The organism is Antarctobacter heliothermus (assembly GCF_900188425.1).
GTDB lineage: Bacteria > Pseudomonadota > Alphaproteobacteria > Rhodobacterales > Rhodobacteraceae > Antarctobacter > Antarctobacter heliothermus.
The window spans coordinates 26,138-48,741 of record NZ_FZON01000021.1; the positions used below are offsets into that span (position 1 = coordinate 26,138).

The following is a 22,604-nucleotide window of genomic DNA, read 5'->3' on the forward strand; positions in this document are numbered from 1 at the left end:
AGCAGCCCGACAAATGTCGGGCTGCTTTTTTCGCTATATGAGGACGCCACCCCTGCGGGCGGCGCTCTTGGGGGATAATCCTTGATCAAGGTGGATAACCTGCACCGGCATTTCGGTGCGTTCCGGGCCGTCGACGGTGCCTCGCTTGAGATCGCCACAGGGTCGATCACCGGGCTTGTCGGACCAAACGGCGCGGGCAAGACAACGCTGTTCAACGTGATTGCGGGCGCGCTGGAACCAACCAGCGGCACGGTGACGATGGACGGTGAGGACATCACCGGCCTGCCGCCGCATGAACTGTTTCACAAGGGCCTGCTGCGCACCTTTCAGATCGCGCATGAATTTCACTCGATGACGTGCCGCGAGAACCTGATGATGGTGCCGGGCGGGCAATCCGGTGAAACCTTGTGGAACACATGGGTGGGCCGCAAGCGGATCGCCGAAGAGGAACGCGCCCTGCGGGCCAAAGCGGACGAAGTGCTTGAGTTCCTGACCATCGAGCATCTGGCAGATCATCCCGCCGGGGCCATTTCCGGCGGCCAGAAAAAGCTGTTGGAACTGGGCCGCACCATGATGGTCGACGCCAAGATCGTGTTTCTGGATGAGGTCGGCGCCGGTGTGAACCGCACGCTGCTGAACACCATCGCGGATACGATTGTGCGGCTCAACAAGGAACGCGACTATACGTTCTGCGTGATCGAACATGACATGGATTTCATCGGCCGCATCTGCGACCCGGTCATTGTCATGGCCGAGGGCAAAAAGCTGGCCGAGGGCACGCTGGACGAGATCAAGGCCAACGATGCGGTGATCGAGGCCTATCTGGGCACCGGACTGAAAAACAAGGACCAGGTGGCGCAGGCATGAGCGGCAATCCATACCACAACGATCGCGGCAACAAGGACGCCTCGATCACCCGTCCGGGCAAACCCAGCGAGATCGACTCGACCCGCAAATCTGGCCCGATCAAGGACGCCCCCGGCGGGCCGTTCCTGATTGGCGACACCATGACCGGCGGCTATGGCAAGGGGCCGGACATCCTGCACGACTGCACCATTGCTGTCGACAAGGGTGAAATCGCGGTGATCGTCGGCCCCAACGGCGCGGGCAAATCGACCGCGATGAAGGCGGTGTTCGGGATGCTGGACGTGCGCAGCGGCGCGGTGCGGCTGGACGGCCACGACATCACTGCGCTGACCCCGCAAGACCGGGTGGCGCAGGGCATGGGCTTTGTCCCTCAGACCTCCAACATCTTTACCTCGATGACCGTCGAGGAAAACCTTGAGATGGGGGCGTTCATCCGACTGGATGATTTCCGTACCACGATGGAACAGGTCTATGAACTGTTCCCGATCCTGCACGAAAAGCGCCGCCAACCGGCGGGGGAACTGTCAGGCGGTCAGCGTCAGCAGGTGGCCGTGGGCCGCGCGCTGATGACCAAGCCCAAGGTTCTGATGCTGGACGAACCCACCGCCGGTGTCAGCCCCATCGTGATGGACGAACTGTTCGACCGCATCATCGAGGTGGCGCGCACCGGCATTTCCATCCTGATGGTGGAACAGAACGCACGGCAGGCGCTGGAAATCGCGGACAAGGGCTATGTTCTGGTTCAGGGGCGCAACGCCTTTACCGGGACAGGCAAGGAACTCTTGGCCGACCCGGAAGTCCGCAAGAGCTTTCTGGGGGGCTGAGCGGTGCGGGCCGTGGAACACGCGGTACTGGGGTCGCTCCTGCTGGGGGCGCTGCACGGACCGGCGCGCGCCGGGATCGAGGGCTATGACTGTGACCTGACACGGGGCGATGACAGCCTGTCGCTGCGGTTCGATCTGGACACCGCCAGCTTTGCGCCGCCGCTGGACCGGAATGAGCCGCCGCACAGGCGTATCAGCCGGGTGACGCTGAACGACGGTGGTTTCACCGCCGAGGCGATCCTGTCCGAAACCGGACAACGCGGGTTCTGGTCGCCTGACCGGGGGTGGTTGCTGACCGTGGATCGCGATGGCGCGGCGCGGTTGAGCGATGCGGATGACACGCCGTGGCTGGGCAAATGCAAGGAGACCGGATGATGCGAAAACGGATTCTGGCCCTTGGCCTGACAGGATGCGCGGTGGCCGCCTCTGCCGACATCATCGAGGAACAGGGTGCCGCGCTGATGTCGTGCAGCTACACCGTCGAATGCCTCGAAGAAGAGACCTGCACCTTTGCCCAGTTCGGCCATGACGTCGACCTGCCGCAACAGATGCCCGGCGACGTGGTGCTGGAACTGGGCACCGGCCCCGCCAAGGGCACGGCGCAGGTCGTCAACGGCCTGCTGGTGATCAACGCATCTGACACCCACGGCAGTTACCTGCTGAGCCAGACGCCGGACGGCATCGCCAAACTGAGCGTCCATTTCGCCGATCCGCTGATGGTCGTCACCTATCACGGCGCATGTGTGGTCACGGAGTGACCGGACACATGACCGACATACACACAACAAGAGCCGCCGGAGCAACCGCGCGGCCGACCAACGAGGGCAACCCCTGATGGACTTTATCAACGCCATCGTGGCGCTATCCAACTTCGTTCTCATCCCGGCGATGACCTATGGCAGCCAACTGGCGCTTGGGGCGCTGGGGGTGACGCTGATCTATGGCATCCTGCGCTTTTCCAACTTTGCGCATGGCGACACCATGGCCTTTGGCACGATGGTCGTGATCCTGTTCACTTGGCTGTTCCAGTCCTGGGGCATCAGCCTGGGACCGTTGCCGACGGCGCTGCTGGCGATTCCCTTCGGGATCGCCGGGACCGCCGCGCTGATGCTGATCACCGATCGCGGCATTTATCGGTTCTACCGCAGTCAAAAGGCCAAGCCGGTTGTCTTTGTGATCGTCTCCATCGGAGTAATGTTCATCTACAACGGGCTGACGCGTTTTATCCTTGGCACCGATGACCAGAGGTTCGACGATGGTGAACGGTTCATCATAAACGTGCGCGAATTTAAAGAGATGACCGGCCTTGCAGAGGGTCTGGGGATCAAGACGACGCAGGGGCTGACGGTGATCACCGCCATCCTTGTGGTGATCGTGCTGTTCTGGTTCCTGAACAAGACGCGCACCGGCAAATCCATGCGCGCCTATTCCGACAATGAGGATCTGGCGCTGCTGTCGGGGATCAACCCGGAACGGGTGGTCATGGTGACCTGGCTGATCGTGGCGGCGCTGGTTACGATTGCGGGCACGCTGTACGGGCTGGACAAGTCGTACAAGCCCTTCACTTATTTCCAGCTGTTGCTGCCGATCTTCGCCGCCGCCATCGTCGGCGGGCTTGGCTCGCCGCTTGGGGCGATTGCGGGCGGCTTTGTCATCGCCTTCTCGGAGGTGACAATCACCTACGCCTGGAAAAAGGTGCTGGTCTACCTGATGCCTGACGCGCTGGAGCCGTCCGGTCTCGTGCAACTTATGGCGACGGAATACAAATTCGCTGTCAGCTTTATGATCCTCGTGGTGGTGCTGTTGTTCAAGCCCACGGGCCTGTTCAAGGGGAAGTCGGTATGAGCAACCATATCCGAACCGTCACACTCTTTGCTTTTGTCGCGCTGCTGATTGTCGGCACCGGCATGTTGCAAAGCTGGGATCTTGCGCTGGTCATCCTCAACATGGGCCTGATCAGCGCCATCATGGCGTTGGGGGTGAACCTGCAATGGGGCATCGCCGGGCTGTTCAACGTCGGTGTCATGGGGTTTGTCGCCCTTGGTGGCATGGCGGTCATGCTGACCTCTGTCGATCCGGTGCCAGAGGCCTGGGCCGCGGGCGGGGTGCGGGCCTTGTTTGCGCTGATCCTGGGCGCGGGCACCATCATCGTCACCTTCTTTGCATGGAAAAAGACCAAGAACCGCTATCTGGCAGCGGCGCTGCTGGTCGCCGGGTTCGTGATCTATCGCATGGTGCGTGACCCTGCCGTGGATGCCATCGAGGCGGTGAACCCTGCTGGCACCGGCTTTCTGGGCGGGTTGGGCCTGCCGGTGGTGATCGGCTGGATGGTCGGCGGATTGCTGGCCGCAGGCGCTGCATGGATCATCGGCAAGACGGCGCTGGGGCTGCGGTCGGACTATCTGGCCATCGCGACGCTGGGAATCTCCGAGATCATCATCGCGATCATGAAAAACGAGGAATGGCTAACACGCGGCGTCAAGAACGTCTCTGGCCTGCCCCGCCCGGTTCCCGACGCCATCGAGTTGCAAAATGATCCTGCCTTTGTGGAACGTGCGGCGGGCTTTGGTCTGGATGCCACCGCCGCCTCGACCTTGTATATCAAGATCAGCTACGGGCTGATGTTTGCGGTCGTTCTGGTGATCCTTCTGGTGCTGGCGCAACTGGCGCTGAACTCTCCCTGGGGCCGGATGATGCGGGCGATCCGCGACAATGAAACCTCGTCGCGCGCGATGGGCAAGGACGTCACCTATCGCCATTTGCAGGTCTTTATCCTGGGCTCTGCCATCTGCGGTATCGCGGGCGCAATGATGACCACGCTGGACGGCCAATTGATCCCGACCACATATCAGCCGCTGCGCTATACCTTCCTGATCTGGGTGATGGTGATTGTCGGCGGATCGGGCAACAACCTGGGCGCGGTGCTGGGCGGTTTCCTGATCTGGTTCCTCTGGGTGCAGGTCGAAACGCTGGGCCCCGGATTCATGACCTGGGTCACAAGCTGGATGCCCGACGATTCCAATCTCAAGGCTCATCTTCTGGACAGCGTGCAGCATATGCGCCTGCTGACCATGGGGGTGATCCTGCTGATGGTATTGCGGTTCAGCCCACGCGGGCTGCTGCCGGAACGCTGATTCAGCCAGTCGCGCTGTCCCCCGTCACAGGGCGGCGGCGCGACTGTGCCTGCGGCATCCGGTCAATAGGCCCTTGGTCGCAATGGATGCGACCCCTTTCCCCTTTTTCAACGTCCACAAAAAAGATACATTTCAGAGTCGGCGGACATGAAGGAGCGCCTGACATGAACTGGCATGAGCTTTCGGCAAACTGGGACAACACGGTTGGCAAGCTGCAAACCTGGTTTCCCGCGCTGGACCGCAGTCGCCTGGCGGACCCGCCGCGCGACAGCCGCGCGCTGACCCGCCACATCGCCGATATGCATGAGCTGACCGTCGAAGAGGCGCGAGACGCGTTGCAGGATTTCATGCACCGTGAGGATCTTGCCCGTCGGGCCACCGAACTGGCCAGCCAGTAGCAGGTCAGCCACAGTAGAGGATCAGCCCAGCGACGTGACCCAAAGGATGGTTGCATCCTCGGGCGAGGCTGACACGACGTTGTGCCCCATGGTCGCGTCGTAGTAGGCGCTGTCGCCGCGTTTCATCTCGATCGGTTCGTAAAATTCCGTGTACAGCCGGACCACCCCGGTCAGGACATACAGAAACTCCTCACCGTCGTGGCGGACCCAGCCGTCAAACTCTTCCATGCTGCGGGCCCGGACACGCGCCCGGTAGGGCAGCATTTTCTTGCGCGTCAGGCTTTCGGCCAGCAGTTCATGTTCATAGGTGGCGGTGGCGTGGCTCTGACCCGCGTCCGACCGGGTCACGGCCATCCGGCCATTGACCTTTTCCTGCTGCGGCTGAGTGAACAACTGCGGCACAGAGATTTCCAGCCCGACGGCGAGTTTCTTCAACGCGTCATAGGTCGGCGACATCTGTCCGTTTTCGATCTTGGACAAGGTCGATCGGGCCAAACCCGCCTGACGCGCCGCCTGTTCCAGCGTCCAGTTGCGTTCCTTGCGCAGCTCGCGCACGCGGTGGCCAAGGTCCAGAGGCTCTGGCTGGGGCGCGTCGCCGGACTCGCGGGCGATGCGGATCAGGGATTTGGGATCTCGCGACATAATCAGGTGCTATAGGATGGTGCCCGCAGTGTTGCAAGCGCGCCCCTTGCAGGCGCGCGCATTGCGGGCTACGCGAAGCGTCATGTCCATGACCGTATCGCTCTTTGATGAGGGGGCGTTTGCGCCCTGCCCGCCCAACTTCAACCTGGCTGCCCATGTGTTGGCGGCCGGTAGTGCCGTGCCCGACAAGATCGCGCTGGCGGTGGTCCGGCCAACTGGCGCGCAGCGCTGGTCCTACGCCCGGTTGACGGCGGCGGTGCGCGGGACGGCCACTGGGCTGTTGAACGCGGGCCTGACCCCTGGTGACATCCTGCTGATGCGGCTGGGCAATACCGTCGATTTTCCCATTGCCTACCTTGGGGCCATCGCGGCGGGCATCGTGCCAGTTCCGACCTCGTCGCAGCTGACTGTGCCTGAAGTGACCAAGATCATCGACCGTCTTGCACCAAAGGCCATCCTTCGTGCCGAAAACGTCCCTTGCCCGGACACCGACCTGCCGGTGTTCGGACCGGAAAGCTATGAGGCATGGCACGACCTGCCGCCTGCCGACTATGCCCTGGGCGACCCAGAGCGGCTGGCATATATCATCTACACCTCCGGCACTTCTGGAACGCCGCGCGCGGTCGGTCATGCCCACCGGGCGATCTGGTCCCGGCAGATGATGATGGACGGCTGGTACGGGCTGCGCCCCGACGACCGTCTGTTGCATGCAGGCGCCTTCAACTGGACCTATACGCTGGGCACCGGGTTGATGGACCCCTGGACGATGGGTGCCACCGCGCTGATCCCCGCCGCAGGCAGCGATCCGGCGCAACTGGCGCTGCTGATGAAACGGTTCGAGGCGACGATCTTTGCCGCTGCACCGGGAGTCTACCGGCAGATGCTGAAATTCCCTGTCCCGCCGATGCCCGCCCTGCGGCATGGGCTGGCGGCGGGCGAAAAGCTGTCCAGCGCGCTGCGCGACGGCTGGCGCGCGGAAACCGGTACAGAGATCTTTGAGGCCTACGGTATGTCGGAATGTTCGACCTTCATCTCTGCCGCGCCCGACGTGCCAACGGTCGCGGGCACCCTGGGCCGGCCCCAACACGGGCGGCAGGTGGCAATCCTTGACCACGACGGACACCCCGCGCCGCTGAACACCGAAGGCGTCATTGCCATTGCCCGCACCGATCCGGGCCTGATGCTGCGCTATGTCGGTGCGCCCGAGGCGACGGCAGAGAAGTTCAGCGGCGACTGGTTCTTGACCGGAGATCGCGGCACGATGGATGCAGCGGGCCATGTGACCTACCTGGGCCGCGATGACGACATGATGAACGCGGGCGGCTACCGCGTCTCTCCGCTAGAGGTCGAGGCCGCGCTGGCCGGGTTGCCCGGGGTGATCGAACTGGCGGTGACGGATATTTCAGTCAAACAAGACGTGCGCCTTGTGGTCGCCTTCTACACCGCAGATCAGGAACTGGACGAGGACACCCTGAAGGCCGAGGCCGCAACCCGGCTGGCGCGCTACAAATGTCCGCGCAGCTTTGTCCGCGTCGATGCCCTGCCCCGCAACCCCAATGGCAAGCTGCTGCGCAACCGGCTCCGGTCGCATGTGATCGGCTAGCAGCGACGAAACGTCGACTCTGCGCCACGCGCGTGCCATCTAGGAAGAAAATACGAGGTTCCCATGATCCAACTCGACATCTTTTCCGATCCCATCTGTCCCTGGTGCTATATCGGCAAGGCGCATCTTGACCGCGCGTTGCAGGACTATCCGGATCATCCGTTCCAGATCCGCTGGCTGCCGTTCATGCTGAACCCCGACATGCCCGCCGAGGGGATGGGCCGCCGCGCCTATCTGGAACAGAAATTCGGCGGCAAGGACGGCGCCATTCAGGCCTATATGCCGGTGCAGGGCGCCGCCGAGAAGGCCGGGCTGACCATGCATCTGGACGCGATCGAAAAGACCCCAAGCACCATCAACGCGCATCGCCTGATCCACTGGGCAGAGATCGAGGGCCGTCAGACGGCGGTGGTGTCCGCCCTGTTCCGGGCCTATTTCGTCGACGGCAGAGACATTGGCGACACCGAGGTTCTGGCAGACGTGGCCGACACGCAGGGCATGGACGCCAGCCTGATCCTGCGCCTGCTGGCCTCGGACGAGGACCGGCGCGAAATCGTCGAACGTGACGCGACGGCGCGGGGCATGGGGATCAATTCTGTCCCCACTTTCATCGTCGCGGGACGCCACGCGGTTCCCGGCGCGCAGCCGCCCGAACTGTGGCGCCGCGTTATTGATGAATTGCGCGCGGGGGCCGATCCCGCCGCATGACAAGACTGCGTTTTCTTAGCCTGTTTTTGACGTTGGGCCTGATAATCGCATTGGGCACCGTATTCTTTCGTTATGTCGAAGGCTGGAGCTGGTTGGATTCCTATTTCTTTTCCGTGGTGACCCTGTCGACGGTGGGTTACGGCGAACTGGTGCCGGCAACTGCGGCAGGCAAGATCGGGACCACGGTGTTTATCCTGCTGGGGCTGGGCATTTTTGCGGTGGCGATCCAGCAATTCGGTGTGTTTGCCATGCGCAAGCGCGAAGAGCATACCGAATGGCTGGTGGCCCGCCTTGGCCATGACAAGGACCCGCGCCATCCCGCTAACGAAGATGACCCGCCCGACGCCGCCAGTTGATCTGTTTATCCTGCGGGGAGCGTGATAAGGGCGGCAGACCAGCATCCGAGGTCCCCATGCACTCTCCCCAGGACGCCCCCACGCCATCCCGGACTGTCGCGTCCGGACCCTCGGCGCTACCCGGTCGCGTGGAACTCATTGCGCTGATGGCGATGATGGCCGCGACCATCGCCTTTTCGATCGACGCCATGTTGCCGGCGCTGCCCGCCATGGCCGCGGACCTGAGCCCGGAGGCCCCGAACCAGGTCCAGCTGGTGGTGACAATCTTTGTGCTGGGCATGGGGCTGGGCACGCTGTTCACTGGACCGTTGTCCGACACGTTCGGACGCAAACCCGTGGTGCTGGCGGGCTGCGGGCTGTACATCGTGTCCGCTGCACTGGCGGCGCAGGCCGACAGTTTGGGCCTGTTGCTGGCCGCGCGACTGGTCCAGGGGTTGGGCGCGGCCGGGCCACGCGTGGTGGTCATGGCGATCATCCGCGATCTGTTTGTCGGGCGGCAGATGGCGCAAATCATGTCCTTTGTCATGATCGTCTTTACGCTGGTCCCTGCTCTCGCCCCCAGCATCGGCGCGGCGTTGATGGCGCTGGCCGGATGGTCGGCGATCTTCTGGGCCTTTGTGATCTTCGCCGCCGTGGTCAGTCTCTGGCTGTTTTTGCGCCTGCCTGAAACGCTGCCGCGCCCCGCGCGCCGTCCGTTCAGCGCCACAGCCCTGCTGTCCGCCACGCGCGAGATGCTGGCCAACCCGGTCGTGCGCCTGTCCATCGCGGTGCAGGCCCTGGTGTTCGCGATGCTGTTCGCCACGATTTCCAGCATTCAACCGATCTATGAATCGGTTTTTGACCGCGCCGACAGCTTTCCGATCTGGTTCGGGGTGACCGCGCTGCTGTCGGCCTCTGGCAGCGTGGTCAATGCCATGCTGGTTATGCGGTTGGGGATGCGGCGGCTGGTGTCGGTGATGCTGGGCGTTCAGATTATGGTCAGCACGGTTTTGTTGACAGCCATTCTGGTGGGTCTGGCAGGCGACGGCCTGTTTGCCATGTTCTTTTTCTGGCAGTTCATGGCGTTTTTTCAGGCTGGCATGACCATCGGCAACCTGAACGCCATCGCGATGGAACCCATGGGGCACATCGCCGGTATGGCCGCCTCTATCATCGGATTTATCGCAACGGTTGTGGCGGTATTGCTGGCGGTGCCTGTCGGACTGCTGTTCAACGGGACGGCCATTCCGCTGACCCTGGGCGTCCTGGTCTTTGCCGTTGCCGGGCTTGCCCTGATGGCGGCCATGCGCCGGGCCGAGGACGCCGAGCGCTGAACCGCCAAGGCCGATACCTCAGGCCTCGGACATGCCGCGTCGCAGGTCGTCCTCGGTGAAGGTAAAGGCCTGAATGTCACAAGACAGTTTCTTGGAGGCGATGGTCATTTTTCGCGACCGCGCAGCCAGGGTGCGGCCTGTTTCGGCGGCGACACCAAACTGGCGATCCGCGTCGCAGATAGCCGCGTTCAGCTCTTGCAACGCCGCTATCAGATCGGCGTTCCGGGTCGAAATTGCTTGTGTGACCTCACTTGCTTGCGCCGCTTTTTCCTGGATCTCAGTCACGCTGTGACCCACCGCATCCACCAATTCCGCGCCGGTCTTGACCTGTTGTGAACTGTGCGTGATCAATTTTCGTATCCCTGCTGCCGCCTCTGACGTGCTTTGCGCCAGGTGCCGGACCTCTGTGGCGACAACGGCAAATCCCTTGCCCGACGGACCGGCGCGCGCCGCCTCGACCCCGGCATTCAGCGCCAAAAGATTGGTCTGGAACGATACATCGTCAATCAGATCGACGATCCGGGAAATCTGGCGCGAGCTGTCCTCGATTCCGCGCATGGCGGTCACAGCCTGCGTGGTCACGGCGTCAATCCGCTCTGCGCTGGTGCGCGCCTGTCCCGCAGAGGCGGCGGCCTGGCCGGCCTGTTCCACGGTCTTGGCCAACCTGTCGAGAAGGTTGGCCGACGATCCTGTCATCTCCTGAAGGTGTTTTGCCTGCTGATCGGATCGGCCGGACATGTCGATCATCTCTTGTGCCAATACCTGAGCCTCTGCGGTAAAGACCCCGGCAAGGTCGCTGGCGTTCAAAAAGGCATCGCGCAGGGTTTCAACGGTGGTGTTGAAATCCTCACGCATGATTTCATAGGTCTGAGGAAACGGTCGGGCAATCGAACAGGTCATGTCCCGTCCGCTGAGCCGTGACAACGCAATGCGCACCTCATCAATGACCTCTTGCGAAACGCGCTGTGCGGATTCTGCCTCTGCCTGGGCATCTGCGGCCATGCGGCGCTCTGTCTCCAGCCGGATTGCGGCCTGTTCGATTTGTTCGCGTGCCTTGCGTCGCTGCAATATCGCCACCGCCAGCACCCCGCCCTCGAGCACCACTAGCGCCAAGTGCAACCCGCCTTGCAGCAGCGCCGCCCGGCTTTCCACCAGCGGCAGGCCCGGTGTCGGCCAATAGAATGCCGCCGCCAGCAAAAAGGCCGATGTCAGCGCACAGGCCAGGATCAGCGCACGCACGCGCCGCTGCGTCGAGATGATCGCCAACAGTGCGAAAAAGATGACATAGGTATCGGTTTGCCACGGATGGCCGGCGAACTGCACGGTGAGCAGGCAGGCCTGAGCGATCAGCATGGACGCGATGAGGGTATCGCCCAGCCCGCCGTTTATGCGCCCCGCCAGCACCGCTCCCCCGGCCGCCAGGGGCAGTCCGAACAACAGCATCGCGGTCAGGCTCTGCCCCGACAGCCAGATGACGCCAAAGGCCAACGGTGCAAACAGCACGCTGATACCCGTCGCAAGGAGGCGCCCGTCAAACCGATCCAGCATAGGTGTTGGCGTACTCATGAATCGACACTCCGAGTTGCCCTCTGACCGAGAGGTAGCGCGGCGTCCTTACGCATGGATTAATGCTCAAATTTTAGGGCCTGAATCTGCCTGTCACGCGCGATGGCAGGGCCGGTTCAGGTAAATTGTGTATACCTTGGCATACCGCATTCTCGCGCCTGCAGAAAACCGCTATGACAGAGACGAGTCACCCAAAGCCGAAGGGGCGCATCATGACAAAGATCAAGGTCGACAACCCGATCGTGGAAATGGACGGGGATGAAATGACCCGCATCATGTGGGATTTCATCAAGCAAAAGCTGATCCTGCCCTATCTCGACATCGATCTGCTGTACTACGATCTGGGAATCGAAGAGCGCGACCGGACCGAGGACCAGATCACCATCGACGCCGCCGAAAAGACCAAGGAGGTCGGTGTCGCGGTCAAATGCGCCACCATCACCCCGGATGAACAACGGGTTGAGGAATTCGGCCTGAAAAAGATGTGGCGCAGTCCCAACGGCACCATCCGCAACATTCTGGGCGGCGTGGTGTTCCGTCAGCCGATCCTGTGCCGCAACGTGCCGCGCCTTGTACCCGGCTGGACCGATCCGATTGTTGTTGGGCGTCACGCCTTTGGCGACCAGTACAAGGCCACGGATTTCACCTTTCCGGGCAAGGGCCAGCTGACGATGAAATTCGTCGGCGATGACGGCACCGAGATCGAGCGCGTGGTCTATGACGCGCCCTCTGCGGGCGTCTATATGGGCATGTACAACCTCGACGACTCAATTCGCGATTTTGCGCGCGCCTCGCTGAACTACGGTCTCAACATTGGCTGGCCGGTGTATCTGTCGACCAAGAACACCATTCTCAAGGCCTATGACGGGCGCTTCAAAGATCTGTTCCAAGAGATCTACGAGGCGGAGTTTGCCGAGAAGTTCAAGGATGCGGGCATCTGGTACGAACACCGCCTGATTGACGATATGGTGGCCTGTGCGCTGAAATGGAACGGAAAATTCGTCTGGGCCTGCAAGAATTACGATGGCGATGTGCAATCCGACACCGTGGCGCAGGGCTTTGGCAGCCTTGGCATGATGACCAGTCAGTTGATGACCCCCGACGGCAAGATCGTCGAGGCAGAAGCCGCCCATGGCACCGTCACCCGGCACTATCGCCAGCATCAGGACGGGCAGTCGACCTCGACCAATTCCATCGCCTCGATCTATGCCTGGACCGGCGGGCTCAAGCACCGCGCCAAGCTGGATCAGAACGTGGCCCTGCGCGAATTTGCAGAGACGCTGGAACGGGTGATCGTCGAGACGGTGGAATCGGGTCAGATGACCAAGGATCTGGCGCTGCTGGTCGGGCCGGATCAGGGTTGGCTGACGACCATGGGTTTTCTGGAAAAGATCGATGAGAACCTGAACAAGGCGCTGGCGGGCTGACGACGCTTTGTCCGGCATTGCCGAGGGCGCAGATCCGCTTTGCGCCCTTGGCCCTTGCCAAACTGATGTAATTGAGCGCATCGGGATGCCATGACCCTGCTCACCCTGCCCCCCGCCGATCGTCACAGCCTGTGGGAAGATGCCCTTGGGCTGCTGGTCGGCACCAGTCTGATGGCGCTGGCGGTGATGTTTCTCAAGGCAAGCGGACTGATCACCGGCCAGATTGCCGGGCTGTCCCTGATCGCCAGTTATGTCAGCGGATGGTCCTTTGGGGCGGTGTTCTTTGTGCTGAACCTGCCGTTCTACCTGTTGGCGATCCGGCAGATGGGGTGGCGGTTCACGCTCAAGACCTTTGCCGCCGTGGGCCTGCTGTCGACCTGGACAGAGGTGCTGCCTGACCTGTTGCGGCTGGATCCACAGCACCCGGCGGTCAGCGCGGTGCTTTTCGGTGTTCTGGCCGGGATGGGACTGATCGTGCTGTTTCGACATGGGGCGACGCTGGGCGGCGTGGGAATTGTTGCGCTCTGGTTGCAGGACACGCGGAGGATTCCCGCGGGTGCTGTGCAGTTGGGATTCGATCTGGCGGTTTTTGCGCTGGCGCTGGCGATCTTTGACTGGCAGGTGGTTGCGGTCTCACTGCTGGGCGCGGTGATCCTGAACTTGATGGTGATCATCAACCACAGACGGGATCGATATGTCGCGCGGTCGTGATTTTCAGGCCATGTCGAAGTCGGTTAAAATCTTTTTTATCTGGGGCTTACGCGGCACGTCTTATCTGGATCAGGGGTCTGGGTCGCGGCCTTAACCGTAGGGCAATTGTCCCGGATCGGGTCAAGAATGGGCAGGCGCTGAGGGCATTGGAGTGACCCGACGCCTGACAGCACGTCCGAAAAGGGTTGCACCGCTACCGCACACGGACCGAACCGCCCTGCTCACGCTTTGATCACGGGCCGCAACGGGCTATGAGTCCTTGTGTCGATCTGCTGACAGGTATGGAGAGTAAAGATGCCAGTTGCCCCAATCCGCCGATCCATCCTGCACGCGCTGTTGTGCGGCGCGGCCCTTGCGCCGGTCCCGGCACTGGCCGGTGACATCGTGACGACCACCGGCAAGCACTTTGACTGTGCCGCCACCCTGACGGGTGAGATCGCCGACGGTGACCTGGACAAGATCCGCGCGCTGGACAGCCGCAGTTTTGCCAGTGGCACGCGGCCGCTGTGTCTGGACAGCGCGGGCGGCTCTTTTGCCGAGGCCATCCGGATTGCCGACTATCTTTATGATCGCGGCATCCCCACGGCTGTCGATGACGGCGCGGCCTGCCTGAGTTCCTGCGCCTTTGCCTTTCTGGGCGGCAGCACACCCGGCACGGGGCGGCAGCACGAACCGAACAAGAGCCTGCACCTGAACGCGGAATTGGGATTCGGATCGCTGGCACGGGTCTTGGACGCCAGCCAGTTCGCCGACGGCGAGACACAGACTGCGATGGTTGCGGCGCTGCAATCTGCCAGCGCGATCACCGCCCGCATGGACAAGTTCCAGATGTCGGCGGGCTTTGCCGCGCAGGTCATGGCGCTGGAAGACAGCGACATTCTCTATGTCGATCGAGTGGATGAGGCGCGCGCCCTGGGTCTTCGGCTGGAGGGGTTCGAGGCCCCCAGCAGCCTGGGCGACCAGATGGTGACGCGCGCCTGTATCCGTGAAAACGCCGATTTCGATCCCGAGACCTCGCGCCCGGATCAGTCGGTTTATGATCACCGCGTCCTTCGCGAAAGCGGCGCGTCGGCACACCGCAAGGCCACCTATCTGGTCGAGGCGATCATCGACGGTGTGCCGTCCTGGATTGGCTGTCAGGTGGAATTGACCTCTGCCGCGGCAACCACGGACGATCCGGCTGCGTCGATCCGACTGCGGATGAGCAAGGATTGGACCACCGGCGGCAACCCGCGCCTGCGTGAGGTTCACGTCCGGCTGGTGGCAGAGGACTGGCGCACATTCCCGTTCCGCGATTTCTGGAAGCTGATCCCCGAGGATCAGACACTGCAGGAGGCGCGCAAGATGGCCTCGGCGGATGCCAGCGCGTCGATCATCGTGGATGCGGTCGGCGATCTGCCCCGCACCACCCCCGGCACCGAGGCGCTGATGGACCTGCGGTTTGATGACCGGCAGGAAATCCAGAACCGGCTGACGCTCTTGGGCTATGACACACGCGGAGCCGACGGGATCTTTGGCCCCGGCACGCGGCAGGCGCTGGAGGCATGGCAGGATAGCAACGGCTTTGATGCAACCGGGTTTCTGGATGCCGCGCAACGCGATGTTCTGGTCCGCCAGAGTGAGGTGCAATACTCTGACTTTCTAGAGGAAAAGCGCTTGGAGGAGGCCGAACAGCAGCGCGTCCAGAACGCACCTGCGCCGGTGTTCAATCGTCCGATCAACCAAGCCCCTGACCCGGCACCCGAACCGCAGGGACAGAGGGTGCGCGTCTGTCAGCGCACGATCTTTGGCGAACTGGTGAACTGCCGGATCGAATTCCGCTGAGCAGCCCCCAGACAAGAAGACGCAGAACAACAAGGCCCCGGGCGGGCATATTGGGGACCATAGTACCCGCCCAAGGCAGGTGCCCCGCCGCCCTTGGGAGGCGAGGCACATAATCAGGGTGATCAGCCGTCTGTGGCCGGGATCAGGCCGCCGTCCATGGCTGCCTGCAACTCATCGCCATCAAGGAACCCGTCCGCATTGGCGTCCGCCTGGTCAAAGTCGTCCTGCGACAGTTCCGGATAGGCGGTCTGTGCCTCCATCAGAGTGACAAGGCCGTCGCCGTCCGTATCCGGTCCGGCCATGTCCTGCGCAAAGGCCGGCAGGGACAGCAGGGCAACGGTTGCCGTGGTGAAGAGTGTCGCTTTCATGATCTTTCCTCCATGAGTGGTGGGTTGAAAGTACCCAAGACATGGCGGCGATTTTTGTCCCTCGCACCCCCCAGTCAGCGCGGATGCCATTTCGCGCGAAGGGTTGCCGGATTTGCCCCCTGCCATCAGCGGAGGAAGGCCTGAGAAATTCGCCGCGCGGGAAGCCGCGCCTGCCGCATCCACGCTTTGGCGCGCCACCGCCGAACCACTGAGCGAATGACGATCACAGGAACTTCTCCGCGAGTCGGGACACGCAAAAACCCCGCCGACTTGACAGAAACCGAGTCGGCCAGACGCATGAAAAAAGAGCGCCCCGGGGAGGGACGCTCTGAGGTTCGCTGACAAGGCTCTTTCTGTTCACCGCCCGAGGTTTTTGTTCTGCCTGCGGCCTTGCCCGCGTCTGGGGTCGGCGCACCGACCCCTGGACCGGATGGCGGGACGGGACTCCCATATGCCACCCTAACCACGCGGACCCCTGGCAACGGGCCCCGCATCACCCCCCAAGGGGTGTCTCAGGGGACAGGACGCGTGCGCCCTGCCCCGCAATCTCAGCTACAGCCCGAGGTGCCGCCGCAGGTGTTGCACTTCATGCAGGTGCCGTTGCGCACCAGCGTGTAGTTGCCGCACTCGTTGCAGGCCTCACCCTCGTAGCCCTGCATCTTGGCGCGGGTCACGGCGGTGCTGATCGCAATGGTCGAGGTTGATGAAACACTGGTCTTGGGGCCAGCGGCGGTGGCGGGCACCAGAGTGCGCAGCACCTGCTCGGCGTCGGTTCCGGCCTCCAGCGCGACAGTCGCCTGACCGCCTTGCAGCACCACCAGTTCTTGTGGCATCCGCTTGCGCAGGTAGCCGGTCGAGCTGATCTGCTTCAGCACTTCCAGTGACCGGGTCGCGGCGCTTTCCGACAGCTCCTTGAGGTTGGAAACCCCCTCTTCTTCACCGCGGCCGATGTCGTCAAAGGACGCGCCTTCGGGTTTGACATGCGCCAGATCGGTGCGGTCCAGGTAGCTGACCGCCAGTTCGCGGAAAATATAGTCAAGGATCGAGGTCGCATTCTTGATGCTGTCGTTGCCCTGCACCATGCCCGCCGGTTCGAACTTGGTGAAGGTAAAGGCATCGACAAACTCTTCCAGCGGCACGCCGTATTGCAGACCAACCGACACGGCGATGGCAAAGTTGTTCATCATCGCACGGAAGCCAGCGCCTTCCTTGTGCATGTCGATAAAGATCTCGCCCAGATTGCCGTCCTGGTATTCACCCGTGCGCAGATAGACCTTGTGCCCACCAACGATGGCCTTTTGGGTATAGCCCTTGCGGCGTTCCGGCATCTTGGAGCGCTGAGATTTCACGATCTCTTTGATGACGACCTTTTCAACGATCTTTTCGGCAAGAACCTGGGCCTTTTCGGTATGGTTGCCGCTTTCCAGGATCTCTGCCGCCTCATCGTCGTCTTCGACCAGGGCTGCGGCCAGCGGTTGCGACAGTTTCGATCCGTCACGATACAGCGCGTTTGCCTTTACCCCCAGCGACCACGACAGTTCATAGGCCTTCTGGCAATCCTCGATCGTGGCATCGTTGGCCATGTTGATCGTCTTGGAGATCGCGCCAGAGATGAACGACTGGGCCGCCGCCATCATGTGGATGTGGCTTTCGACGCTGAGATAGCGCTTGCCTTTCTTGCCGCAGGGGTTGGCGCAATCAAAGACCTTGAGGTCTTCGTCTTTCAGGAACGGCGCTCCTTCGAGGGTCATGGTGCCGCAGACGTGGTCATTGGCGGCCTCGATGTCGCCCTTGGAGAACCCAAGATGGCGCAGCAGGTCAAAGCTGGGATCGGTCAGCTTGTCCGTCGGTATGCCCAGAACGTCGCGGCAGAAGTCCTCGCCCAGCGTCCACTGGTTGAACACGAAGCGGATGTCAAAGGCCGACGGCAGCGCGGTTTCGATCTTTTCGATCTGCGCAGGGCCAAAGCCATGACCGATCAGCGCGGTGTGGTTGATGCCGGGCGCATTGCCCAGTGTCTGGTGACCGACGGCATAAGAGATAATCTCTTCGATCTGGCTGGAGCTGTAGCCAAGATGCTCCAGCGCGCCGGGCACCGACTGGTTGATGATCTTGAAGTAGCCGCCACCAGCCAGCTTCTTGAACTTGACCAGCGCAAAGTCGGGCTCGATCCCGGTGGTGTCGCAGTCCATGACCAGACCGATGGTGCCGGTGGGGGCAATGACGGACACCTGTGCGTTGCGGTAGCCATTCTTTTCACCCAGGCTCAGCGCCTCGTCCCATGCGGACATCGACAGTTGCACCAGCGTTTCGTCCGGGCAGTTCACCAGATCCAGCGGCACCGGCTTGACGGCCAGGTCATCGTACCCTTCGGTCGCGCCATAGGCGGCGTTGCGGTGGTTGCGGATGACCCGCAGCATGTGATCCCGGTTCTTGACGTAGCCCGGGAACGCGCCCAGCTCACCGGCGATCTCGGCGCTGGTTGCGTAGGATGTGCCGGTCATGATCGCGCTCAGCGCACCGCAGAGCGCGCGGCCTTCGTCGCTGTCGTAGCCAAAGCCCATGTTCATCAGCAGCCCACCGATGTTGGCATAGCCAAGGCCCAGCGTGCGGAAGTCATAGCTGCGCTGCGCGATTTCCTTGGACGGGAACTGTGCCATGGTGACGGAGATTTCCAGCGTCAGCGTCCAGAGCCGCGTGGCGTGGATATAGCCCTCGGCGTCGAACTTGCCGTCGTGCAGGAAGGTCAGCAGGTTCATCGACGCCAGGTTGCAGGCGGTGTCGTCCAGGAACATGTATTCCGAGCAGGGGTTCGATCCACGGATCTCACCGTCCGCCGGGCAGGTGTGCCAGGCATTGACCGTATCGTGGAACTGGATGCCGGGATCGGCACAGGCCCAGGCCGCGTGGCCCACCTGTTCCCACAGATCGCGCGCCTTGATGGTCTTGGCGACAGCGCCGTCAGTGCGACGGATCAGCTCCCACGGTTTGTCCTCGCGGACCGCCTTGAGAAAGGCATCGGTGACGCGGATCGAGTTGTTCGAGTTCTGGCCCGACACGCTGGCGTAGGCCTCGGAGTCCCAGTCGGTGTCATAGGTCGGGAATTCGATGCTGGCATAGCCTTGCTTGGCGTAGTCCAGCACGCGCTTGATGTAGGTTTCCGGGATCATCGCCTGCTTGGCGGCGCGGATCGCCTTTTTCAGCCCGTCGTTTTCCTTGGGGTCATAGGCACCTTCTTCGGTGCCGTCCCAAGTGCGGATCGCCTCGAAGATGCCGTTCAGCATTTTCTCGTGCATCTTGGACCCGGCCACGATGCTGGCGACCTTTTGCTCTTCCTTGACCTTCCAGTTGATGAATTCTTCGATGTCCGGGTGGTCGGCATCGCAGATCACCATCTTGGCGGCGCGGCGCGTGGTGCCGCCGGACTTGATCGCCCCTGCGGCGCGGTCACCGATCTTGAGAAAGCCCATCAGGCCGGACGACTTGCCGCCACCTGACAGCGGTTCATTGGCGGCGCGCAGCGAGGAAAAGTTGGTGCCGGTGCCGGAGCCGTATTTGAACAGACGTGCCTCACGCACCCACAGGTCCATGATGCCGCCATCGCCAACCAGATCATCCCGGACCGACTGGATAAAGCAGGCGTGCGGCTGCGGGTGCTCATAGGCGGATTTGGATTTCGTCAGCTTGCCGGTTTTGAAATCGACGTAATAGTGGCCCTGACCGGGGCCGTCGATGCCATAGGCCCAGTGCAGGCCGGTGTTGAACCACTGCGGGCTGTTCGGTGCAGCGGATTGCGTCGCCAGCATGACGCGCATTTCGTCGAAATAGGCCTGGGCGTCTTCCTCGGTGGTGAAATAGCCGCCTTTCCAGCCCCAATAGGTCCATGCACCGGCCAGACGGTCAAACACCTGACGCGCGCTCGTCTCACCCGTGCGGGGCGTTTCCTTGGTTTCAGGAACCGAGCGCCACAGGAACTCTGGCACGCCGTCTTCGGGGACGCGTTTGAGCGCGACCGGGACACCCGCCTTGCGGAAATATTTCTGGGCGATCACATCGCTGGCCACCTGGCTCCAGCCTGCGGGCACCTCAAGCGCATCAAGGGCAAAGACCGTGGTCCCGTCCGGATTACGGATTTCCGACTTGGTGGTGACAAAGTCGATCTCCGCGTATGCGTCCTGACCTGCCTTGGTGAACCTTCTTTCGATCTTCATCGCTACTGCCCCAGAGTTGTCCCGTTTTTTCGTGCCGGTGGGTTGGCAAGGGAAAGACGCACCTCCACCGCGGTTGCCACGCGGATCAGGACCAACGTCCCTGTAGAGTGTCTGCTGTGCTAGTCTGTCCCTTGCCGGTGACCACTATATCTAGTGGCTGTCCCGACCGGCCCGCACAAGATGCCGTTTGGAGGGTCGAGTCGTCAACGGGTTTTTCACGATATCTACATATATTTGGTGTTGACCAGACGGCAGGCCACTAGGGGCAGTATGTGGCCCTGATTCAGGCCGGGAATGTTAACATTTTCCGCCTCGCGGCAAGTCCCGGAAATTTAAGGAGAGACGGTGTCTTACGCACATCTCCTTGTGGATAACTTCAGGTACGCGGCGTCAGGCGGTTAATAAGTGTTAACCATTTGAGGTGTCAGGGATGTTGCAGTCGGATCACGTTCAACCCTGCAAATCGGGCCATCGCGCGGACGCCCCACCATATCTGGTGTGAACCGATTCTCCGCCCGCAGTTTGAAACACAACCGCCCGGACCATGGGGCCCGGGCGGTCGGAAAGGCGTTTCGCGTCAGGTCAGACCAGCACCATGTCCCCGGACACCTGGCCCAGTTGCGTGTCTTCCAGTGTCACCATGACATTCTGATCGGCAAAGACCACATCGGCGCCCTGCTGCGTCATCTGGGCGATGGCCGCATCGGCATCGGCATAGCCGAAAGCGGTGAAATCCAGCATGTCCCACGTTTCCAGATCCGTCACGGTGTGGCTGCTGCCATCATCCGTGCCAAACACGAAGGTATCCGACAGATAGCCGCCCGACAGGGTGTTGGCACCGCCATTGCCCGTCAGCACGTCATTGGTGCCCTGACCATCGACCCAATCGACCATGTCCGACGCGCTCAACGCCTTCAGCTCGGCGCTTTCGGAGAATCCCAGCAGCACGTCGGCGCGGCTAGCACCGCCATCCAGCTTGCCGGTCCAATGGGCCAGACCACCCGGATCCGCACCGCGGTCCAGCGTGTTCTGATACATCGCGCGGACAAAGTCCTCGTTCGAGCCGCCCCCATAGAGCGCCTGAAATTCCGGCGAATTGGAGAAACCGGTGGCCACGCGGTTCAGGTTGAAATCCCCGCCGCCCAGGCCGGTGGCCCAGGATTCAAAGCCCGGCGCATCGGGATCGCGGTCGAAACTGGACAAGTACAGCCGGTAAAGCTGGCCAGTGATTCCGGTGATGTCGCCGGTAAAGGCCCCGTCGCCGTAGATCATGTCATCGCCGCCGCCGCCGCCGATGTTGTCGGACCCCATGTTGCCGAACAGGATGTCATTGCCCCCGGCCCCACGCAGGATGTCATCGCCGCCGTCGCCAAAGGCCACGTCCGCCATCATGCCGGTCTGGGCGTTGGGCAGGCCCTGATCGCCGTCGGACCAAGAGCCGGTATGGATCTCATCGTTGCCGCCGCCGCCGTGGATCGTATCCATCCCGTCGGCCATCGCGTCAAAGACCGATCCGGTCACCGCTGCGGTGCGGCTGTCATCGTCACCGGTCAGGATCTCATCCCCTGCGCCGCCCATGATCATGTCATTGCCCGCGCCGCCCGCGATGCCGCTGTCATACTGTGCCAGCGTCAGCCCACCCGACGCGCCCGCATCTGCGGCATTGGCCACGTTCATGTCCATCTGGCCGGCGTCAATCGCGTCGTCTCCGCCGTTGCCTTCGAGGATGTCGGCCCCGGTGCCGCCCAGCAGCGTGTCATTGTCCGCACCGCCCGTGATCGTGTCATCGCCACCAAGACCGTCGACCATGTCATCGCCCGGGCCCGCGTCGAACATGTCGGCGGCGGGCGTCAGTACCACGTCGTCACTGGCTGTTTCACGGTGTTCGGCCAGAATGGCCAGCGCCTCTTCTTTCGTGGCCACTTCGATATCGCCCGCGGCGGCGGGCAGGATGCCGATATAGCCGTTGGCACCACCCGAGACCTCACCTCCGGTGCCCATGCCGATCCCATCCGGAATCTCGACCCCGTGCAAGACGATCTCACGCAGGACAAGCGGCATGATGTCGGCGGCGGTGTAGTCCGTCATGGTGACCGGGCTGAAAAAGTTGCTGTCGTCGCCCAGATCGTAACTCTGGATGAACGACACGCGGCCTGTGGCATCGGCCATCGGCATCATGCCACCCGAACTCAGCGGCAGCAGCACGTCGCCGTATTGGCCAACACCTTCGAGCACCTCGACCATACCATCCCGGTCCGCATCGTCGGCAATGGTCGGTGCGACGGAATCGATCGGCACGCCGTTGGCATCAAACAGCCCGTGAATATGCTGGGCATGCGTTTGCGACGGAGTCAGACCCGTTGCGGAAATCGCGATGTTCAGATAGGTCGATCCGTCGTCATCGGTGACCATCGCCAGCACGGCAGTGCCTTCGACGCCCGAACTGTTGAGCGCCCCCAGATCGACCGTCCAAAAGGAATCAGCCTGTTGCACGAAGGTTTCGAATGACGAGTAGTTAGAGGCCAGATGGGCCATGAAAATATCCTCCTAACGCGTTTCTTGTGATCAGAGACACGCGAGGAGTTTTCGAAAGTTTCAGATTTTCTCAGAAAAACAGGTGCCATCGACGCAGCGAAGCACCTTTGGCAGCGA

At 62.1% G+C, this 22,604-nt stretch carries 19 protein-coding genes; 14 read left to right on the forward strand and 5 right to left on the reverse strand.

Going from position 1 to position 22,604, the window contains the following annotated elements:
• The first annotated feature begins 81 nt into the window (after positions 1 to 81).
• From CHB90_RS12310 to CHB90_RS12340, 7 genes are all read left to right on the forward strand, one after another.
• Positions 82 to 867: an ABC transporter ATP-binding protein gene (locus CHB90_RS12310; RefSeq protein ID WP_089278175.1), complete on the forward strand. Its 786-nt coding sequence runs from the start codon at positions 82 to 84 to the stop codon at positions 865 to 867.
• Entirely contained in the window at positions 864 to 1,691 is an 828-nt protein-coding gene (locus CHB90_RS12315; protein WP_089278176.1) for an ABC transporter ATP-binding protein, read from the forward strand. The genes CHB90_RS12310 and CHB90_RS12315 overlap by 4 nt, the downstream gene beginning before the upstream one ends.
• Before the next feature lie 12 nt (positions 1,692 to 1,703).
• The gene (locus CHB90_RS12320) at positions 1,704 to 2,066 is read left to right on the forward strand and encodes a hypothetical protein (RefSeq protein ID WP_141135862.1); all 363 of its coding nucleotides are present in this window, start codon (positions 1,704 to 1,706) and stop codon (positions 2,064 to 2,066) included.
• A complete protein-coding gene (locus CHB90_RS12325) occupies positions 2,066 to 2,449 on the forward strand; it encodes a hypothetical protein (RefSeq protein ID WP_141135863.1) in 384 nt (127 codons plus the stop codon). Before CHB90_RS12320 ends, CHB90_RS12325 begins: the two co-directional genes overlap by 1 nt.
• A gap of 76 nt (positions 2,450 to 2,525) precedes the next feature.
• Positions 2,526 to 3,536: a branched-chain amino acid ABC transporter permease gene (locus CHB90_RS12330; RefSeq protein ID WP_089278179.1), complete on the forward strand. Its 1,011-nt coding sequence runs from the start codon at positions 2,526 to 2,528 to the stop codon at positions 3,534 to 3,536.
• Positions 3,533 to 4,825, forward strand: a complete 1,293-nt coding sequence (locus tag CHB90_RS12335; RefSeq protein ID WP_170941055.1) for a branched-chain amino acid ABC transporter permease — start codon at positions 3,533 to 3,535, stop codon at positions 4,823 to 4,825. The genes CHB90_RS12330 and CHB90_RS12335 overlap by 4 nt, the downstream gene beginning before the upstream one ends.
• 164 nt (positions 4,826 to 4,989) lie before the next feature.
• On the forward strand, positions 4,990 to 5,223 hold the full coding sequence (locus tag CHB90_RS12340; RefSeq protein WP_089278180.1) for a hypothetical protein: 234 nt from the start codon (positions 4,990 to 4,992) through the stop codon (positions 5,221 to 5,223).
• A 21-nt stretch (positions 5,224 to 5,244) separates the two neighbouring features.
• Here the strand turns inward: CHB90_RS12340 and CHB90_RS12345 are convergent, their stop codons facing one another.
• Positions 5,245 to 5,868 (reverse strand): helix-turn-helix domain-containing protein, encoded by a 624-nt coding sequence (locus CHB90_RS12345; RefSeq protein WP_089278181.1) that lies wholly within the window; start codon positions 5,866 to 5,868, stop codon positions 5,245 to 5,247.
• Positions 5,869 to 5,953: 85 nt separating this feature from the next.
• Here CHB90_RS12345 and CHB90_RS12350 point away from each other — a divergent pair, with 85 nt between their 5' ends.
• From CHB90_RS12350 to CHB90_RS12365, 4 genes are all read left to right on the forward strand, one after another.
• The gene (locus tag CHB90_RS12350; RefSeq protein ID WP_089278182.1) at positions 5,954 to 7,468 is read left to right on the forward strand and encodes a class I adenylate-forming enzyme family protein; all 1,515 of its coding nucleotides are present in this window, start codon (positions 5,954 to 5,956) and stop codon (positions 7,466 to 7,468) included.
• A 63-nt stretch (positions 7,469 to 7,531) separates the two neighbouring features.
• A complete protein-coding gene (locus tag CHB90_RS12355; RefSeq protein WP_089278183.1) occupies positions 7,532 to 8,176 on the forward strand; it encodes a DsbA family oxidoreductase in 645 nt (214 codons plus the stop codon).
• Positions 8,173 to 8,532 carry a potassium channel family protein gene (locus tag CHB90_RS12360; RefSeq protein ID WP_089278184.1) on the forward strand — a complete coding sequence of 120 codons (360 nt, stop codon included), beginning with the start codon at positions 8,173 to 8,175 and terminating at the stop codon, positions 8,530 to 8,532. The genes CHB90_RS12355 and CHB90_RS12360 overlap by 4 nt, the downstream gene beginning before the upstream one ends.
• 56 nt (positions 8,533 to 8,588) lie before the next feature.
• Positions 8,589 to 9,845, forward strand: a complete 1,257-nt coding sequence (locus CHB90_RS12365) for a multidrug effflux MFS transporter (protein WP_089278185.1) — start codon at positions 8,589 to 8,591, stop codon at positions 9,843 to 9,845.
• 18 nt (positions 9,846 to 9,863) lie between these two features.
• On the opposite strand, the gene CHB90_RS12370 is transcribed toward CHB90_RS12365, so the two are convergent.
• Positions 9,864 to 11,411 carry a methyl-accepting chemotaxis protein gene (locus CHB90_RS12370; RefSeq protein ID WP_089278186.1) on the reverse strand — a complete coding sequence of 516 codons (1,548 nt, stop codon included), beginning with the start codon at positions 11,409 to 11,411 and terminating at the stop codon, positions 9,864 to 9,866.
• A 212-nt stretch (positions 11,412 to 11,623) separates the two neighbouring features.
• Here CHB90_RS12370 and CHB90_RS12375 point away from each other — a divergent pair, with 212 nt between their 5' ends.
• From CHB90_RS12375 to CHB90_RS12385, 3 genes are all read left to right on the forward strand, one after another.
• Complete coding sequence (locus CHB90_RS12375) at positions 11,624 to 12,838, forward strand: NADP-dependent isocitrate dehydrogenase (RefSeq protein ID WP_089278187.1); 1,215 nt, start codon at positions 11,624 to 11,626, stop codon at positions 12,836 to 12,838.
• Between the two features lie 90 nt (positions 12,839 to 12,928).
• On the forward strand, positions 12,929 to 13,549 hold the full coding sequence (locus tag CHB90_RS12380) for a YitT family protein (RefSeq protein WP_089278188.1): 621 nt from the start codon (positions 12,929 to 12,931) through the stop codon (positions 13,547 to 13,549).
• A gap of 294 nt (positions 13,550 to 13,843) precedes the next feature.
• A complete protein-coding gene (locus CHB90_RS12385; RefSeq protein ID WP_245823235.1) occupies positions 13,844 to 15,373 on the forward strand; it encodes a peptidoglycan-binding protein in 1,530 nt (509 codons plus the stop codon).
• Between the two features lie 122 nt (positions 15,374 to 15,495).
• Here CHB90_RS12385 and CHB90_RS12390 read toward each other — a convergent pair whose 3' ends face one another.
• From CHB90_RS12390 to CHB90_RS27330, 3 genes are all read right to left on the reverse strand, one after another.
• Positions 15,496 to 15,741 (reverse strand): EF-hand domain-containing protein, encoded by a 246-nt coding sequence (locus tag CHB90_RS12390; protein ID WP_089278189.1) that lies wholly within the window; start codon positions 15,739 to 15,741, stop codon positions 15,496 to 15,498.
• Positions 15,742 to 16,289: 548 nt separating this feature from the next.
• Positions 16,290 to 19,952 carry a vitamin B12-dependent ribonucleotide reductase gene (locus CHB90_RS12395; RefSeq protein WP_089278190.1) on the reverse strand — a complete coding sequence of 1,221 codons (3,663 nt, stop codon included), beginning with the start codon at positions 19,950 to 19,952 and terminating at the stop codon, positions 16,290 to 16,292.
• Between the two features lie 582 nt (positions 19,953 to 20,534).
• Complete coding sequence (locus CHB90_RS27330; protein ID WP_089278191.1) at positions 20,535 to 22,487, reverse strand: DUF4214 domain-containing protein; 1,953 nt, start codon at positions 22,485 to 22,487, stop codon at positions 20,535 to 20,537.
• Positions 22,488 to 22,604: the final 117 nt, after the last annotated feature.